The organism is Streptomyces sp. NPDC005784, assembly GCF_042871525.1.
Classification (GTDB): domain Bacteria; phylum Actinomycetota; class Actinomycetes; order Streptomycetales; family Streptomycetaceae; genus Streptomyces.
The window spans coordinates 180,055-196,442 of the sequence record NZ_JBIAIQ010000016.1; the positions used below are offsets into that span (position 1 = coordinate 180,055).

Annotated in this window: 16 protein-coding genes and 1 pseudogene; 7 read left to right on the plus strand and 10 right to left on the minus strand. The window is 68.2% G+C overall.

Going from position 1 to position 16,388, the window contains the following annotated elements; genetic code table 11:
- Nucleotides 1-203 precede the first annotated feature (203 nt).
- Nucleotides 204-1,745 (plus strand): helix-turn-helix domain-containing protein, encoded by a 1,542-nt coding sequence (locus ACFYR3_RS24910; protein ID WP_389284752.1) that lies wholly within the window; start codon nt 204-206, stop codon nt 1,743-1,745.
- A 208-nt stretch (nt 1,746-1,953) separates the two neighbouring features.
- Here ACFYR3_RS24910 and ACFYR3_RS24915 read toward each other — a convergent pair whose 3' ends face one another.
- Both ACFYR3_RS24915 and ACFYR3_RS24920 read right to left on the minus strand, forming a co-directional pair.
- On the minus strand, nt 1,954-3,618 hold the full coding sequence (locus ACFYR3_RS24915) for a PQQ-binding-like beta-propeller repeat protein (RefSeq protein WP_389284753.1): 1,665 nt from the start codon (nt 3,616-3,618) through the stop codon (nt 1,954-1,956).
- A gap of 109 nt (nt 3,619-3,727) precedes the next feature.
- Nucleotides 3,728-4,738 carry a glycosyl hydrolase gene (locus ACFYR3_RS24920; protein WP_355847391.1) on the minus strand — a complete coding sequence of 337 codons (1,011 nt, stop codon included), beginning with the start codon at nt 4,736-4,738 and terminating at the stop codon, nt 3,728-3,730.
- Nucleotides 4,739-4,952: 214 nt separating this feature from the next.
- Between ACFYR3_RS24920 and ACFYR3_RS24925 the strand changes: the two genes are divergently transcribed.
- The 3 genes from ACFYR3_RS24925 to ACFYR3_RS24935 are packed head-to-tail and all read left to right on the plus strand — an operon-like array spanning nt 4,953 to nt 8,915.
- Nucleotides 4,953-5,447 carry a hypothetical protein gene (locus tag ACFYR3_RS24925; RefSeq protein ID WP_389284754.1) on the plus strand — a complete coding sequence of 165 codons (495 nt, stop codon included), beginning with the start codon at nt 4,953-4,955 and terminating at the stop codon, nt 5,445-5,447.
- A gap of 25 nt (nt 5,448-5,472) precedes the next feature.
- A complete protein-coding gene (locus tag ACFYR3_RS24930) occupies nt 5,473-7,647 on the plus strand; it encodes a glycosyltransferase (RefSeq protein WP_356780289.1) in 2,175 nt (724 codons plus the stop codon).
- Entirely contained in the window at nt 7,644-8,915 is a 1,272-nt protein-coding gene (locus tag ACFYR3_RS24935; RefSeq protein WP_355847400.1) for an acyltransferase, read from the plus strand. The genes ACFYR3_RS24930 and ACFYR3_RS24935 overlap by 4 nt, the downstream gene beginning before the upstream one ends.
- Before the next feature lie 247 nt (nt 8,916-9,162).
- Here ACFYR3_RS24935 and ACFYR3_RS24940 read toward each other — a convergent pair whose 3' ends face one another.
- The 3 genes from ACFYR3_RS24940 to ACFYR3_RS24950 form a co-directional block, all read right to left on the minus strand.
- On the minus strand, nt 9,163-9,330 hold the full coding sequence (locus ACFYR3_RS24940; protein WP_355847403.1) for a hypothetical protein: 168 nt from the start codon (nt 9,328-9,330) through the stop codon (nt 9,163-9,165).
- A 550-nt stretch (nt 9,331-9,880) separates the two neighbouring features.
- Nucleotides 9,881-10,348 (minus strand): hypothetical protein, encoded by a 468-nt coding sequence (locus tag ACFYR3_RS24945; protein WP_355847406.1) that lies wholly within the window; start codon nt 10,346-10,348, stop codon nt 9,881-9,883.
- 408 nt (nt 10,349-10,756) lie between these two features.
- The gene (locus ACFYR3_RS24950) at nt 10,757-11,365 is read right to left on the minus strand and encodes a TetR/AcrR family transcriptional regulator (RefSeq protein WP_355847409.1); all 609 of its coding nucleotides are present in this window, start codon (nt 11,363-11,365) and stop codon (nt 10,757-10,759) included.
- Nucleotides 11,366-11,422: 57 nt separating this feature from the next.
- Here ACFYR3_RS24950 and ACFYR3_RS24955 point away from each other — a divergent pair, with 57 nt between their 5' ends.
- Entirely contained in the window at nt 11,423-12,322 is a 900-nt protein-coding gene (locus ACFYR3_RS24955; protein WP_355847412.1) for an alpha/beta hydrolase, read from the plus strand.
- 63 nt (nt 12,323-12,385) lie between these two features.
- The gene (locus ACFYR3_RS24960; RefSeq protein ID WP_389284755.1) at nt 12,386-12,526 is read left to right on the plus strand and encodes a hypothetical protein; all 141 of its coding nucleotides are present in this window, start codon (nt 12,386-12,388) and stop codon (nt 12,524-12,526) included.
- A gap of 499 nt (nt 12,527-13,025) precedes the next feature.
- Here the strand turns inward: ACFYR3_RS24960 and ACFYR3_RS24965 are convergent, their stop codons facing one another.
- From ACFYR3_RS24965 to ACFYR3_RS24980, 4 genes are all read right to left on the minus strand, one after another.
- A complete protein-coding gene (locus ACFYR3_RS24965; RefSeq protein WP_389284756.1) occupies nt 13,026-13,748 on the minus strand; it encodes a hypothetical protein in 723 nt (240 codons plus the stop codon).
- Nucleotides 13,749-14,277: 529 nt separating this feature from the next.
- Nucleotides 14,278-14,538 carry a cold shock domain-containing protein gene (locus ACFYR3_RS24970; protein WP_389284757.1) on the minus strand — a complete coding sequence of 87 codons (261 nt, stop codon included), beginning with the start codon at nt 14,536-14,538 and terminating at the stop codon, nt 14,278-14,280.
- A gap of 100 nt (nt 14,539-14,638) precedes the next feature.
- Nucleotides 14,639-14,977, minus strand: coding sequence for a hypothetical protein (locus tag ACFYR3_RS24975; protein ID WP_389284758.1), 339 nt, complete (start codon nt 14,975-14,977; stop codon nt 14,639-14,641).
- A 41-nt stretch (nt 14,978-15,018) separates the two neighbouring features.
- Entirely contained in the window at nt 15,019-15,774 is a 756-nt protein-coding gene (locus tag ACFYR3_RS24980; protein WP_389284759.1) for a GntR family transcriptional regulator, read from the minus strand.
- Nucleotides 15,775-15,852: 78 nt separating this feature from the next.
- Between ACFYR3_RS24980 and ACFYR3_RS24985 the strand changes: the two are divergent.
- A pseudogene (locus ACFYR3_RS24985) lies at nt 15,853-16,107 on the plus strand (hypothetical protein); the annotation flags it as partial.
- 26 nt (nt 16,108-16,133) lie between these two features.
- On the opposite strand, the gene ACFYR3_RS24990 reads toward ACFYR3_RS24985, so the two are convergent.
- On the minus strand, nt 16,134-16,388 hold a 255-nt coding region (locus ACFYR3_RS24990; protein WP_389284760.1), incomplete at its 5' end, for an integrase core domain-containing protein.

A 16,388-nucleotide genomic window follows, 5' to 3' on the forward strand; every position in this document is an offset into this window, starting at 1 on the left:
GGCCGTCCCGCATCCTGGCCCGCCCCAGGCGCTCGCTCTCACCGCCGAAGCGCTCCCTGTACGCCTCCAGGTCCTCCTCACGTCTCGCAACCCTGGAACCGTCACAGCCGTATTGACGTGCAGGTACCGGGGAGTGCCTGGGATGCCGCCCCGGATCGGGACATGACTGCACAGGCCGACGGATGGATGCGAGTACGGACCACATGGATGCAATCCACGATGACGTAGCGGAGTTCGCGTTACTGCTGACGCGTCTGAAGGAGCGCACGGACCGCAGCTATGCGGGGCTGGCCCGCCGTCTGGGCATGAATGCCTCCACGCTGCACCGCTACTGCGCCGGAGAGACGGTCCCCCTGGACTTCGCCGGGATCGAGCGGTTCGCCGCCCTCTGCGGAGCCTCCTCCGAGGAACGCGTGGAGATGCACCGCCGGTGGATCGTGGCAGTCGCGGCACGGCAACGACCACGCCCGTCCGATGCCCGGCGGGCGCCGACGCCCCACGACACCACGAGCACCGCGGCACCGACCGCATCCGCGAGCCACAGCAGCCCGGCCGCCGAGGCCCCCGAGCCGACCTCGCCGGCCGTCCGGCGCCCCGAGTCGATCTCGTCGGCCGATCCGCGCCCCGAGTCGATCTCGTCGGCCGATCCGTGTCCCGAGCCGGCCTCGTCGGCCGATCCGTGTCCCGAGCCGGCCTCGTCGGCCGATCCGTGCCCCGAGTCGATCTCGTCGGCCGATCCGCACCCGGGGCCGGCCTCGTCGGCCGACCGGCAGCCCCATGCCGGGGGCCCCCGACGACGGCGCGTGCGATCGATAGCGCTGGCGGCCTCGCTCGCCGTCGCGCTCGCCGGCCTCACCACATCCGCTGCCGGACCCCCCTCTGGCGGCGGTGAGTTGTCGGCCTCGGCTCACACCACACCGAAACCCTCCGCGTCGGCGACGCTCAGCGGCGGCGGCCCGCGGAAGAACCGGGCGAGCACCGGCGCGGTCCCACCGCAAGCCTCGGCTCACACCACACCGAAACCCTCCGCGTCGGCCACGCTCAGCGGCGGCGGCCCGCGGAAGGACCCGGCGAGCACCGGCGCGGTCCCACCGTCGGCCCCGCTCACCTGGACGGCCAACTCCCACATCTGGCAACTCGAATGCGACCACAACTACGTCATCGCCAAGCCGCCGCAACAGGTCCCGCCGCCGCCGACGCCGGGGGACGCCGCGGCGTGGGCCGCGTCCCAGCGGGCGGTGCACGGGCGTACCACCGATCTGCGGATCTCGGTGCAGGGACGCGGCTCCGCCGCAGTCGTCCTGGAGGCACTCCATGTGCGCGTGGTCAACCGCACCACCCCCGACGCCCGCCGGGGCATCGCCTATTCCATGTACGAAGGCTGCGGCGCCGTCCTCATCCCCCGCTACTTCTCCGTGGACCTCGACGCGAACCGACCCGTGGCCCGTTCGATGCCCGGCAACGACCCGGACAGGCCGGCCCCCGCGCTCGACTTCCCCTACCGGGTGTCCCTGCAGGAGCCGGAGGTCCTGCAGCTCTCCGCGCTCACCGAGGCCTGCACCTGCGACTGGTACCTCGACCTCGACTGGTCCTCACAGGGCCGGACCGGCACGGTGCGCATCGACGACCACGGCCGCCCGTTCCGCACCACCAGCATCGAGGGGCTACCGCACTACTGGTACCGCAACCCCGCCGGCTGGGTCCCCATGACCGCCGCCTACGACAACGCGGAAACCGGCGACTGACGAAGCGACAGGACCGAGTCACTCGGCGAGGCGCCGTCCACCGGTCCAGGACGGCGGCTCGCAGTGCACCTGCCTTGAGGCGTGACCGCGGTCCCGATCGAGGTCCGTCACTTCGAGCCGAACCGGTCCTGCCCCGCACCTGGTTCGCGGACGTACTCGCGTCCCCCGACGCCGGCCTGGTACGCCTCCCCATGATCAGGGAGAGGCCCTACTGGTAGAGCCGCACGCCGCCGTTCGACCCGAGGGCGTTGAGTACCAGCACGTCGCCGTCCGAGGTGACGTACACCGTGCCGGAGGTGAAGCTCCACTTGCCGGTACCCACCGGCAGGCCCGCGACCGGGGTGGTGCGTCCGGTGCGCGGGTCGATGGTGATGAGCTGCGGGGAGTCGGACGTGGTGACGGCGTACACCTTGTCGTCCGCGCCGGACGCGGGGATGGCGAGCGCGGCGGAGCGCTGGGTCCAGAGTTTGGCGCCGGTGGTGGTGTCGAAGCCGTCGATCACCGTGCTGCCGGCGGACGAGGCCGGGGTGACCAGGACGTTGCCGTAGAGCCGGACGGAGTGGTCGGCGCCGGTGTTGTTGCCGGTCGTGAGCTCGTCGTCGCCCACGGCCAGTTTGCGGCCGGTCCCGGTGGTGTCGAAAACCCGCACGGCGTCCTGGCGCGCCGTGTGGACGGCGGCGACCAGCGGAGAGCCGGACAGGAAGTGCGTCACATCCGAGTGGGCGCTCTCGGGCTTCCGCCAGATCACCTTCCCGGTCCTGCCGTCGTACGCGGTGAGGGTGAACCTGGTTTTCTGGTCGAGGCAGAAGTCGTCCACCAGCACGGCGCCGTCGGTGCCCCAGTCGTAGGCGTTGCAGTAGTGACCGCGGGCCTTGTAGCCCCATACGCGGCTGCCCGTGCGGACGTCCACACCGCCGAGGAAGTTCTCGCTGACGATGGTCGCGACATCGCCCTGCAGGTAGGTCGCGGCGGTCGCCGCCGAACGGTGCTTGGTGCTGGTCAGCGGCATGGACCAGAGGATCTTGCCGGTGGACGCCTTGACGCCGGCCAGCCAGGTGCAGGTGCTGCCGTCCTTGCCGAAGGCGACCGTGCCGATGCCGCGGGCGCTGAGCGTCGGCGACATCGCGCAGGGGACGGTGCCGAGCTTGGCGGCGCCGGCGAAGGACGCGGCGCGCCACACCTGCTTGCCGTCGGTGAGGTCGTAGGCCCGCAGGCCGCCTCGGCTGCCGGCCCGGACGAGCAGCTTGTCGGTGAGCCAGCTGCCGATCAGCGCGTCGTCGGTGGCGGGCGCCGGTATCTGCCACGCCTGCGTCAGCTGCCTCGAGGCAACGGTGGCGTCGTCCTCCTGCTTGAGCACGACGGCGGCCCCGCCTGCGGCGAGGACGGCAAGGGCGAGCGCGGTCCTGCCCACCCACTTGGTCTTCCCGGCCCGTTTGCCGCCCGCGCCCGCAGGGGGCTGCGGCTGCGCGGCGACAGGCTCGGGGCGGCGGAGGGCCGCCCGGTCGAGGACGGCGGTCGCCGCTGACGGGTATCCGGACTCCTGGTCCGCCGGTCCGTTGCCGCGCCGGGTGTGCGGGGGTATCCGGCGCCCCGGCTCGGGCATGGCCTCGTGGGTGTCGGCGCGGGGGCCGCGCATGGCCTCGTGGGCGTCGGCGCCGGGCTCGGGAAACCGCAGCGGCATGGTGGCATCCCACCGCGTGCCGGAGGATCTGCCGTGCGGCTCGGCCGGCGATCGGACGTCCCACGGCAGGTCCGGCTCCGTCTGCTGCTGTTCCCGGTACGGCTGCGGGCGGGCAGCCGACTGGCGGGGCCGGAAGGCCCAGCCGTGCTCCTCCTGCGGAGCCCCCTGGCCCGGCGACGATTCCGTCGTCATCTCCGTGATCTCCCCTGGTCGGGCATCCGCGAGCGCCAGCCGCAGTGATGCGCCATGATAAATGTCGTTCCTTGCGGGCTTGCGCCCGGCTTCCCCTGCTTGCTCTGGATCAGCCGTTTTTGAACGAATGACCGAAGCTGCTCCGGGCCGACTCCACCTGGAACGCGGCCAGCGCACCCACCGAGGTGCTGATCCGCCAGTCCATCAGCTGCCTGCCGCCCGGCCAGTCCTTGCGCTGGTCGTACCAGACGAGCCCGATGACGCCGGCTTTCGTGGCGCCCCGGAACAGGTCACGGATGTGCGCCTCCTTGCCTTCGCTCTCCGCCACTCCGGTTTCCGCGATCAGCACCGGTTTGCCGGAGAAGCCCGAGATCTGGCGCAGGGTGGGGGTGAACAGGCTGGAGAAGGCGACGCCGTCGATCGGCCCGTAGTAGCCGATGAGGCCGACCCAGTCGACGTAGGCGTTGCCCGGGTAGTAGGGACGCAGTTTGGCGGTGGTGCCCGAGTCGACCACGTGCGGAGTCCACACCCAGATCACGTTGGTGACGCCCTGCGCGGTGAAGATGTCGTGCACGTGTTTCCATGACGCGACGAAGTCGGCGGGCTTGGTGTGCTTGGGACCCCAGGAGTTCCACGGACCGTTCATCTCGCCGGCGAAGGAGAGGGCCAATGGGCCGTCGTAGGCGGCGATCTGGCCCGCCAGTCGGCGGATGTAGGCGTCGTCCTTGCCCTTGGCGATGTCGGCGAGCGAGATGGCGGAGGGCACCAGCGCCATCATGGGCAGCTGGCCGTGCCGCCACAGGAAGGTGTTGCCCTCCGCGTCGAAGTCGTCGCCCCAGGAGCTGTAGTACTCGCGGATGTCGGGGGCCCGCCCGGCCTCTTTGGTGAAGGCGGTGACGATGCCGTACTGCCAGGGTGTCTTGTCGTCGACAACGCCCAGCGCGCGGCCGGACGGCCTGAGCATGGACGAGACCTGGAAGCGCGCGGCCGGGACGGTGGCCGTACCCGCCTTGACGCCGCCCTCGCTTGCCGCGCCGCCGCAGGCATTCACCAGGAACGCGACGGCGACCATGAGGGTCGCGGCGAGCGTCAGGCGGCTGCGGCGGCGGGGTATGGCCATGGGTGAAGGTCCGTTCAAGCAGAAGGCAAGCTACTTCGCCGGAACTCTACGAGACCCGCGTGACATTCACCGAATCTTCATACTAATCTTGTTACAAGATCGAGGGTGGGTCGGATAATCTCCCTTTCCTCGCACATTGATCATTTTTTTCCGCACTACTCACTACTTTTGGCAGCGCCGAGCTGGCAACGATGAAGGAAGCTCGAGGCTGTCGATGACCAGTGCCTCCACGGAGGTCGAGTCGGCTCCCGTCTTTGTGGACCAGTCCGGTCTGCGCGGCCGCCGTCTGCGCGGTCTCGGCTGGCTGTTGGGCATCATCTGCACCGGGTTCGTGGTGGCGATGATCTCCGGCCTGATCGGAACCCACTCGCAGGCGCCCGCGCTCATGGTCCCCGGCACCGCGAACACCACACCGCCCAGCCAGTACCTGAACGCGCCGCTGCCCGCGGCTCCCGGCGCCGCCAAGCCCGGAAAGAGCACCACCGCCCCAGCGGCCGCATCCGACGCCACCGCGTCAGTCACCGCCACGCCGGCGGCCGGTACGGCAGCGTCAAGCTCCGTGTCCGATGTCACCGCGTCAGTCACCGCTACCCCGGCGGCCGGTACGGCAGCGTCAAGCTCCGTGTCCGACGCCACCGCGTCAGTCACCGCTACCCCTGCGGCCGGTACGGCAGCGTCAAGCTCCGTGTCCGACGTCACCGCGCAGTAGCCGGACGCGATCGACCAGGAAGTCCATGTCCCGCACCCGGCACCAACGCCCCCGGCAGTCCATCGCGCGGCCGCGCCGACTCGCCGCACCTCCTCTGCGCTTCTTTCTGCCGGTGACCGTACTGGCGACCCTGCTGGCGCTGATGGTGCTTCGGGGCATGGCGAACAACGAGGTCTTCCACGACGAGCGCATCGCCATCTCGGTGGACAAGGGCACCGTCCCGACCAGCGTGCTGGAGGGCGGCCCGGTCGTCGACGCACGCGGCGGCAAGAACAGCAAGCCGGTCAGCTACACGATCCCGGACAAGACCGTCGTCCTCTCCTTCGACGACGGGCCGTCAGCTCAGTGGACGCCGAAGGTCCTCAAGGTGCTGAAGGAGGAGAACGTCCGCGCCGACTTCTTCGTCACCGGCTCGATGGTCACCCGCAACCCGGCGCTGATCCGCCAGATCGTGGCCGACGGCCATGAGATCGGTCTGCACACCTTCACCCACCCCGACCTCGCGCTGCACTCCGGCAGCCGGCTCACCTGGGAGCTGGGCGAGACCCAGCTCGCGCTGGCCGGCGTCGCCGGCATCCACTCCAGCCTGTTCCGCCCGCCCTACTCCTCCACCGTGGACGCGCTGGACGACTGGTCGTGGCCGGTGGCCAAGCAGGCAGGGTCGGAGGGCTACCTGACCGTCTTCATCGACAAGGACACCGACGACTGGAAGCGTCCCGGCGTCGACTCCATCGTCAAGTCCGCCATGCCCGACCTCCCCGGCCAGGGCGAGATGATCCTGCTGCACGACGCGGGCGGCAACCGGGCGCAGACGCTGGCCGCGCTGCCGGTCATCATCGACAAGCTCAAGGCCCAGGGTTACACCTTCAAGACCACCGCCGAGGCGCTCGGCACCGGCTCCGCCAACACCAAGGTCGGCAACTACAGCCTGTGGGTCGGCAAGGCGTTCCTGTGGTGCACCACCTTCTCGGTGGGGCTGCTGCCGTGGCTGGTCGGCCTGCTCGCCGTCGTCGGTGTACTGGTCATGCTGCGCTTCGCGCTGATGCTGGTGCTCTCGGCCGTCCACGTGCGGCGCACCCGCAAGAAGGACTTCTCCTGGGGCGACCCGGTCACCGAACCGGTCACCGTGGTGGTACCCGCGTACAACGAGCAGGAGTGCATCACCAACACCCTGCTTTCCCTGGCGGCAAGCGACTACCCCATCGAAGTGATCGTGGTCGACGACGGGTCGACCGACGACACGTCCGCAATCGTGGAGGAGCTCGACCTGCCGATGGTGCGGCTGATCCGGCAGCCGAACAGCGGCAAGCCGACCGCCCTCAACACCGGTGTGGCCGCCGCCTCGTACGACCTGATCGTCATGATGGACGGCGACACGGTCTTCGAACCGTCCACCGTCCGCGAGTTGGTGCAGCCCTTCGGCGACCCGCGCGTCGGCGCGGTCGCCGGCAACGCCAAGGTCGGCAACCGCGACACGCTGATCGGCGCCTGGCAGCACATCGAGTACGTGATGGGCTTCAACCTCGACCGCCGGATGTACGACGTGCTCAACTGCATGCCGACCATCCCCGGCGCCGTGGGCGGCTTCCGCCGTTCGGCGCTGGAGCAGGCGGGCGGGATGAGCGACGACACGCTCGCCGAGGACACCGACGTGACCATGGCCCTGCACCGGGCCGGCTGGAGGGTCGTCTACGCCGAGAACGCCCGGGCCTGGACCGAGGCGCCCGTCAGCATGAAGCAGCTGTGGTCGCAGCGGTACCGCTGGAGCTACGGCACCATGCAGGCGATGTGGAAGCACCGGCACTCGGTGCTGGAGCGCGGCGCGGCCGGCCACTTCGGCCGGGTGGGTCTGCCGTTCGTCGCCCTGTTCATGGTGGTCACCCCGCTGCTCGCACCCGCCATCGACATCGGCATGGTCTACGGCGTGGTCTTCGTCGACGCGTACAGGACCCTGGCCGCCTGGTTCGCGGTGATGACCCTGCAGGCCGTCTGCGCCTGGTGGTCCTTCCACCTCGACAAGGAGAAGGCGTGGCATCTGATCACGCTGCCGGCCCAGCAGGTGGTCTACCGGGTGCTCATGTACATGGTGCTGCTGCAGTCCACCATCACCGCGCTGACCGGGGGCCGGTTGCGCTGGCAGAAGCTGAAGCGCACCGGTGAGGTCGGGCTTCAGGTCACAACGGGGGCGACGTCTTCATGAGTACCGCGGAACGAGGTGCCTTCGGCACCCGGAACTCTTCCGAGACCATGGCCCTGCGGGTGATGGACCCTGCCGTGATTCCCGCGCCGCGCGCCCCGCAGCCCGAGGAAGCCGCCCCGGTGGCCGCGCACAAGCCCGGCCGCGACCGCTACCTCGACCTCCTGCGGGCACTTGCCCTGGTCCGCGTGGTGGTCTACCACAACTTCAGCTGGAACTGGCTGCCGATCGTCTTCCCCTCCATGGGCGTCATGTTCGCGCTGGCAGGGTCGCTGATGGTGCGGTCCCTCAACCGGCCGGCGCTGAGCGTGATCCGCGGCCGGCTGCGCCGTCTGCTGCCGCCGATGTGGCTGTTCGGCGCGGTCGTGGTGCCGCTGATGCTCCTGGAAGGCTGGAGGCCCGACGTCGGCCATCACCCCAACTGGTGGTGGGGCGACCTGGCGTACTGGATCCTGCCGTTCAGCGAGCCGCCGTTCGGGGCCTCGCTGCACACCTTCGGCGGACACCTGCCGAGTTCCTGGGCCGAACAGATCTGTGTGCCGCTGTGGTACCTGCGCGCCTACCTCTGGTACGTACTGCTGTCGCCGCTCATGCTCAAGGCGATGCGGAAGCTGCCCTGGGTCACCCTGCTGGTGCCGCTGGCGCTCGCGGTCTTCATCAACTCCGGACTGGTCGACCAGTCCGGACGGCTGATGGAAACCGTCACCGACTTCACCACCTTCGGCTCCTGCTGGCTGCTCGGCATGGCCCACCAGGAAGGGCTGCTCCGCAGGATCCCGCAGTACATCGTGCCGTCCATCGCACCGCTGGTGCTCATGTTCGGCTACTGGTGGCTCATGCAGTCACCCGTGGACAACCCGCGGATCGGACACGACCTGGAAGCGGTACCGGTCGCCCAGGCCATCTGGTCCTTCGGCGCGGTGCTGCTGCTGCTCCACCTGAGTCCGTCCTGGGAGCAGTGGCCCAAACCGCTGGAGCGGTTCAACGGCGTGATCACGCTGCTCAACTCCCGCGCGGTCACCGTCTACCTGTGGCACTCCTTCGCACTGGTGCTGACCGAGCCACTGATCGACCCGCTGTGGAGCAACAGCTTCTTCTACGACCACGCGCAGTGGCTGCTGGCGAGCCAGTGGACCCCGCTGGTGATCGCCGTTCCGCTGATCTGCCTGGCGATCCTGCTCTTCGGCTGGATCGAGGACGTGGCTGCCAAGCGCCGCCCGCGGCTCTTCCCCTACCCTCGCCGCTCCAAGGGCCGCCGCCGCAGCCGCTAGAAGCTGCGGCGGATCGTGCGCCGAGACGGCACCAGGTACGACAACGGCTTCTCACGAGGAGTGCCGGCGGTAGGTTGCCGCCGGACTCGACGCGACCGTGCGCGCGGCACGCCAGGAGGCTGCTGCCGTGCCAGGGGCGGACACCGGTGATCCAGACGAGCAGCGAGCCGGCCTCGACCCGATCCGGCTTCGACCCGATCCGGCCTCGACCGCCACTGTTCGTCCTTGTTGGTGCCGGCCGCTGACGTCAGAAGGCGTCCATGTCCCCTGGGCCCGCGATGCATTTCCCGGTCTCGTCCACTAGGTAGATGACGTCACGGGTGCCCACGCTGTCCGGGTCCTCCGTCTTGCCGGGCTCCGGGTCGATGACCGGGCAAACCGACTCCACGCCTCGGACGACAATCTTGTACGTCACAGGCCAAGGGCGTTTTTCGAACCACCCAAAGTATTGACCGCCGCTCTCGCCCGGCGTTCGGTCGGGATCCCCCTCGAGCAGAACACTGCTCTTTCCGCACAGCGGACAACCGACCACGTGGGCATCCCATGCCGACTCATTGACCACCCGCACCGGCAGTCCTTCATCGTCGGAACTGCCGCACCCCGTAACGGAGATGGCGGTGATGGCGAGCGCGGCCAGCAGGGAAGTACGCGGTCGTTTCGTCTTCCGAAAGGACGCGGTATTGGGACTGCCTGGCCTCAGAGGTTGCATGCCCGGACTCCCCCGTGATCATGGATCGGCCTCGGATCATCGCAGGTCATAGCCCTGATGAGCAACGGTCCAAGACCGCCGTCCGGTCTGATCGAGTGCGCCGCCGGTAGAGCGGGGGTGCAGTTCCGCTGGTCGCGGAAAACGGCTGAGTCACTCTGGGGATGAGGCCGGTCGGCAGCGGTCGCTGTACTTCGCTGCTGCACTGCACGCCGCGCAGCGGGTCACCGCCTTGGGGGTTCGGTCAGGACCTGGCAGATCACGGGCCGAGCGGACTCCAGTTGAACCAGCCCCGCGAGGTGTTGTACGGGTTCGTGGGTTCGTCGCAGGTCTGGGATGTCGAGATCTGCGAGGCGACGGCATCCACGCGCGCCGCGTAACCGTCCGCCAGAACCACCAAGGCCAGAACCGCAGACAGCGTCAGCAAGGGGAGAGCCCGCCAGTGGCGTACACGTGAGACGACCAGTGCTGCCGCGGACAGCACCAGGCCGGCCAGCAGGAGCCACCGGTTCACACTTGCTTCCCGGTCGAGTTCTTTGGACAGCTCGACAAGGTCATCGCAGAGTATGTACGTCTTCGGTCCGTCGAGCAGCGACAGGCAGCGTTCCAGCACCGCGCCCAGCGCGATGAACACCCCGAGCACCGGCAGCAAACTCGGATCTCTTTCCGACTCCGCCACCGACCTGCCCCGCGTCTCAACCCCCATGGCCCCCTGCCCTTCGACCACCTGTCGGAGTGTCAAGCTGACCCCAGAGGTTACCCACCCGCGCACCGCGGGTGCGGCGTGACTGGCTGCGGCTGCTCGTGGCGTTGATGACGGACCCTGTTTCCGTGTCTTGTACGTCCGACAGCAGACGCAGCGTCGTCACGGGGTCCTCATTCTTGTGAACCCGGCGGTCGAGTTCCACGATTCCTCAAACCGCCACCCTCCTCAGCTCCCATCCCGTCTGCCGTCTGCCGTCGGCCCTCAAGTGCCCGAAGACCGAGGCGGCTCAGGTCAGCCTCTTCCCCCGGTGGGACGATTTCGTCGCCAGGGTCGGCTCAGCCCCTATGAGGGCTGGCCGAGTCACTTCCTGCCGAGCCGCCGGCTGCCCCAAGGTCTCCGCAGATCCATTGGCGACATAGTCGTTCCCGCCTATCGCGGCCCCGACGGTTCGGCCGGCCGGTTCGGCGGAGCCTTGGCATTCTTTGCGGCGGCTGCCGCGACGGTTGCCAGGTCTTCGCCCGAGAAGCCGGCGCGGCTCAGCACTGCCAGAGATTTGTTCGTCGCCAGCGTGCACAACGCCAGCTCTGCAGCCTCCTGCTCACCGGCCCCCGCCGCCAGCAACGCCTGCTCCAGCATCGCCCGCAAACCGTCGATCATGGCGCGGACCATCGCCCGTCCCTCCGGGTCAAGCGCCGGGAACTGCGTTGCCGACACTGTGAGCAGGCAGCCATCCGGGACCGTCGGGTCGGCGATACGGTTCAGGGCGACCTGCAGGAAGGCGGCCACGACGGCTCTCGGGCTCGGGTGGGGGCCGGACAGTGCCTGCTCGTACAGCGGGTGGTAGGTCTGCGCGTACCGTTGGAGGCTTTTGCGGAAGAGGGCGCTCTTGTCGCCGAAGGTGCCGTAGAGCGAGCCCCGGCCCAGGCCCGTGCCCTCGGCCAGGCGATCGATCGAGGCCTCCGAATAACCCCAGCGCCAGAAGACGTGCATCGCACGTCGTAGCGCCTCGTCCACGTCAAATTGCTTGCGGCCTGCCATGGTCCGTCAGTCTACACATCTTGTACCGATCGTTCAAAGATGTGTATGGTCGTTGGCATGACAAGCTTGAGTTCGCTGCGGCTGCCTGACGGATTCCTTGACGTCTTCACCAGCCGGCTCGTGGAGGTGAACGGACTGCGGCTGCACGCGGTCACCGGTGGGGACGGCCCGGCGCTGCTGCTGATCGGCGGGTGGCCCCAGACCTGGTACGCCTGGCGGGAGGTGATGCCCGCGCTCGCCCGACAGCACACCGTCGTCGCCGTCGACTCGCGCGGGGCCGGGCTCTCCGACAAGCCCGACGACGGGTACGACGCCGGCACGCTGGCCGCCGATCTGGTCGCGTTGATGGCCGAGCTCGGGCACGACCGGTTCGACGTGGTCGGCCACGACATCGGTACGTGGACCGGATACGCCCTCGCCGCCGATCACCCCGAGCGGGTGGGCCGGCTCGCCGTCCTCGAAGCAGTGATCCCAGGTCTCACGCCGTCCCCGCCGGTCTTCGGCCCGGACGCGGTCAACCTGAAGCTCTGGCAGTTCGGCTTCAACCGGCTCACCGACCTCAACGAGGAACTGGTCCGGGGACGGGAGCGGCTCTTCTTCGGCTGGCAGTTCGCCACCAAGGCCGCCACGCGGACCGCGATCCCCGCGTACGCCGTCGACGTCTACGTCGACGCGATCACCGCGGATCCTCGCGCGCTGCGGGCGAGCTTCGCGTACTACCGGGCGCTGGACGAGACGATCGCGCAGAACGAGCAGCGCAGCAAGACCCGGCTGACGCTGCCGGTGCTCGCCCTCGGCGGCGCGCTGTGGAGCGGCGCGAATGCCGCCCAGACGATGGGGCTGGCGGCCGACGACGTCACGGGGGTCGTCCTCGACGACTGCGGCCATTACCCGGCCGAGGAGCAGCCGGCGCGGTTTGTCGAGATCCTGGAGGACTTTCTCGCGGCCAACCGGTAGCAGGCACGCCACACAGCTGAACTTCGCGAACGACAGGCGGAGCTTCACAAACTCCGATACGTCGTGGAGCAGGCCTTCGCCCTCCTCCACCAGTTCAAACGCCTCGCCATCCGATGGGAACGACGCCTCGAACTCCACGACGCCTTCGTCTCCCTGGCATGCAGCCTCACCTGCTGGCGACGCCTCAAGAAGGCCCACCCATGATTCTGCTACGAGCTCCAAGTGAGGGGAGCAGGAGGGCCGTTGCCCTCATGAGGGACAGGCGCAGGGAGCGTCCGCTGTGTACCCGCAGCAAGTCGCTCGCTTCGAAGGCTTCCTGAAGGGCGGTCTCCACCGACTCGAGTGTCTGCTGGAGCCGGGCTGCCTCGGCCCGCGTCCCGTCGGTCCAGTCGCGGACCGGACCGCTCGCTCGGACATGGTCAGCCAAAGACATGCGAGCGGCGTAGGCAGCGGATTGCAGGGCCACCGGGGAGTCGGGAACCTGTATGTCGTCCACCTCCACATGCTGGGCACGGCGGGGGAGTGCCATAAGGCAGCTCAGGGCGTTGTGGCACGCGAGTGGCACGGAGTCGGAAACGACAAAGGGCCAGCCGGGAGAAAATTTCTCCTGAGCCGGCCCTTTCCTGGCTGCCAGCGCTGGCAGCCAGGAACATGATGCCGGAGTTGGTGCGGCACCTGGAGGAAGTCTTACAAAGTCGCGCGGCTACATGTACCCGTCACCGCCCCGACGCCGCCGTTCCAGCACCGAGTCCCGCCGAGCCCGCGCAAAGGCCAGCAGCGGGGTCCTAAACGCTAGAAGAGCGACGACGGCTGCCGCAACGCCACCCCACGCCACAAGCTCACCGCGCACCCAACTCACCCTGTGAGAAACAGTATTCGTCACATGGAAAAAGATCGTAACGGGATGAGATGTTGCCAGGGCTCGGTTCGACTCTCCTTGATACGTGGTGATTCGCAGCACGAACTTGTATGTGCCCGGCTCGGTCGCGCTGACTGCCCACTCCCATACCGCCGAGTCCGTGGGCTGCGTGACTATCTGCTTCACGCTGGAGTCGAAGAGCGGCCGGATCTTGACCTCACTGCTAAGCGAGGTCAGGGACGCTCCCTCGACACCGCCCACGGGGATATGACGGATCTCGCTGCCCGCAGGTGGAGACACCGATGGGCCGGTATGGCCAACGCTCTTTCCATCCATCCAAAGCTCCACCGAGACACTTGTTGATCCCCCCACGGCGGAGCTAGCGGAATCGGGAAACAAGAAGCCTCCCGGCACCAGAGTCTTCCTGTCGTTGCTGACGTCCTCCAGGAACATCGTCTGTTTCGGGGTCGCCAGGGGGTCTCCAGTGGGCTCTTTCGTGATAGACGTCGGAGGGGGCTTCGGCTGGGTCGTAGGCGTACCATCACCGAAAAGCAAGGTGATCAGCATCGCCGCGAAGGCGCACGCAAGGCCTACTACCAGAGTGGCTCCGACGGGGGAGCGTAAGGCTCGCTGCAGTACGCCGACGCGATCAGTACCGCCGGAAGTTGACGTGCCGTACCAATCTTCCTTCACACCCACCCCCGTGCCGCACAGTGGCCAGGCATGAGCAGCTGGCCGTCCCCGCATTCTTCTCTCGGTCGCCTCACGCTCATGACCATTTGAGGCAACCGAGATGGGAGCCTGGCACCGCAGGGCAGCTCACTGTGCACGATGCAGCTCAGAGCTCCGAGCGTGCAGGCAGCGTCAGGGGTAGCTAGCGAGCCGCGCTTGCCGTCAAACTTCGCCGTCAAAGGCCCCGGACCATGATCGGTCCGGGGCCTTTTCCCTGGTGCCCCCGGCAGGATTCGAACCTGCGACACCCGCTTTAGGAGTTCGATCTGCACCCGCCCCGGGCGCCGTCGACGGCTGGTCCAGCGGTCGTTCGGGGGTGCTGCCGTATGCCGCCGTCCGGCCTCGTTGATGTCAGCCGTGGATGTCAGACGGGGCGGGGGACGATGCTTACCGCGCGGTAGTCGTACCCGTCCTGCTTGAATCCGGGTGCCTCCCAGATGAGATCGACCTGCTGCCCTGATGACAGCGTGCGAAAGCCGGGCGCCTGAATGTCGGCGTAGTGGCCGAAGCACCCTCCGGGAGTCTGAGGCGAGTCGAGGACACCCCAGCCCTCCTCGTCGCTCCACTCACGCACAGTCGCGGTCACGACTGCGGCGACCTTACGGGTCTCTCTGCGGCGACTCATTTGCCTCTCCCCTCATCTCTCTCACAAGATTACAAAAGGCCTGACCGCTCAGGTTGGCACGGTCCTTCGTGGGAAACGCTGTGACGCTGGCATCTGCACCTCAGTCGCCCGCGAGCCATACGTAGCTACCCGGGGTGGCCGCGCACTGTTCCAGTACCGCTGCGAGATCATCCAGTGCCGCGCGTTGTCGCTCGTCCGCGCACAGCTCCCTCAAGCCGGGCAACTCGCTGAGGGCTGCTGCGGCTTCCTGTTCGTTCATCACCGTGTCCCCGTAGAGGTCGACGGCGGTAAGCCGGCTGGGGACGCCGAGATAGTGAAGCGACCCCAGCGCGTCGGCCAACGCTTCCGCGTGCCCGTAGCACCCTTGAAGGAACGTCGCACGCGCCTTCTTCCAGCCGCGTGCCGGCCGAGCAGAGTGCAGTTCCACATCGATCCCCACGCGCGTCATGATGCCCGCCGTGAAGTGTTGGGGGCGACTGATTAGCGATTGATCGGGATCTCGTAGACGATCTCGCACAACGAGACTGGCACCACGATGTCCGCAGTCTCGACCGGCCGTCCCTGGTCGCTGTAGTACGTCCGCCGGATGTGCGTGACGAGTGCGGCCTTTTGGATGCCCAGGAGTGAGGCTTCCTCGGCCGTGGCCGTCCTCGGCTCAGGCTGCTCGACGGCGTGGCTGACGATGATGCCGATCGCGGCCATCCGGTTCACGACTCCGGCCCCGGCGTGAGGCCCTCCCTCAGGGAGGACGACGAGTGTGCCCGCGGTGAGGTCGTACGGCTCCCAGCTCGTCGACAGTTGCACCGGCCTGCCGTTCGCCAGGAATTCGTATGCCGTCCGCACACACAACTCGCCCTCGGCGATGCCGAGACGCGCCGCGATCTCCGTCGGGGGCGGCACCTTGGCGTCGGTCCTGCTCTCCCAATCGCCCTGCCTGCCGACGGCCTTCATGTCCGCGCGGAACGGGGACCCGTCGCGCTGCTCGCGCGCCATCGAGCGGACGACTCGCACGCGCTGTCTGGGCTCGGCGACATACGTGCCGGAACCGGCGCGGCCCTCCAGCACGCCCTGGGAGATCAGCAACTCCTGGGCCCGTCGCACCACGTTCTCGCCCACGTCGTACTCCTGGCCGATCTGGGCGCGGGAGGGGAGGCGGTCCCCCGGCTCCCAGACGTGCTCCGCGACGCGCTGCCGGAGTTCGTCGGCGATGCGGAGATAGGGCGGCTGCTCAGGCATATGGAAAATCTAGTCCACTAGCTCTAATCTAGTTAACTAGCTTCACTGAAAGTGATTGTCAGTGACGGAGGCTGTCCTGTGCCCACCTCGGGAGTCAGCGCGGCGGCCATCGCTGCCCGGCTGACCGCTGTCGGGCTCCTCGCGCGCTTGGAGGAGCACGCCCGGCACACGTCGGTCGAAGCGGAGGTGCCGAAGTCGCTCTCCGCCGAGTCATGGCGGGAGGTCCTGGAAGTGGTGGCCGAGGCCGATCGGTTCGGCCTCGTCGCCACCAGCCTGAACGGCCGCACCCTCTGGGCGGTCGTACGCAAAACGGTCCCCACGACGGGTGAAGTTCCCCCCGGGTCCTGGACAGCGGGTGTTTACGCTGCGGGGGTGAGGTCTTGCCTGAGCAAGGTTCTCGTTTCGAGTGGGGTGACGTACCCGTACTCGGGGTGTCTGCGGAGTCGGCTGCGGTTGTATTCGATCTCGATGTAACGGAAGACGTCGGCCCTGGCGGCCTCGCGGGTCTCCCAGACGGTCGTTCCGATCTCCGCTTTGAGGACAGCGAACCAGCTTTCCGCAGCAGCATTATCGTAACAAGAGCCGACACGTCCCATCGACTGCCTCATGCGCAA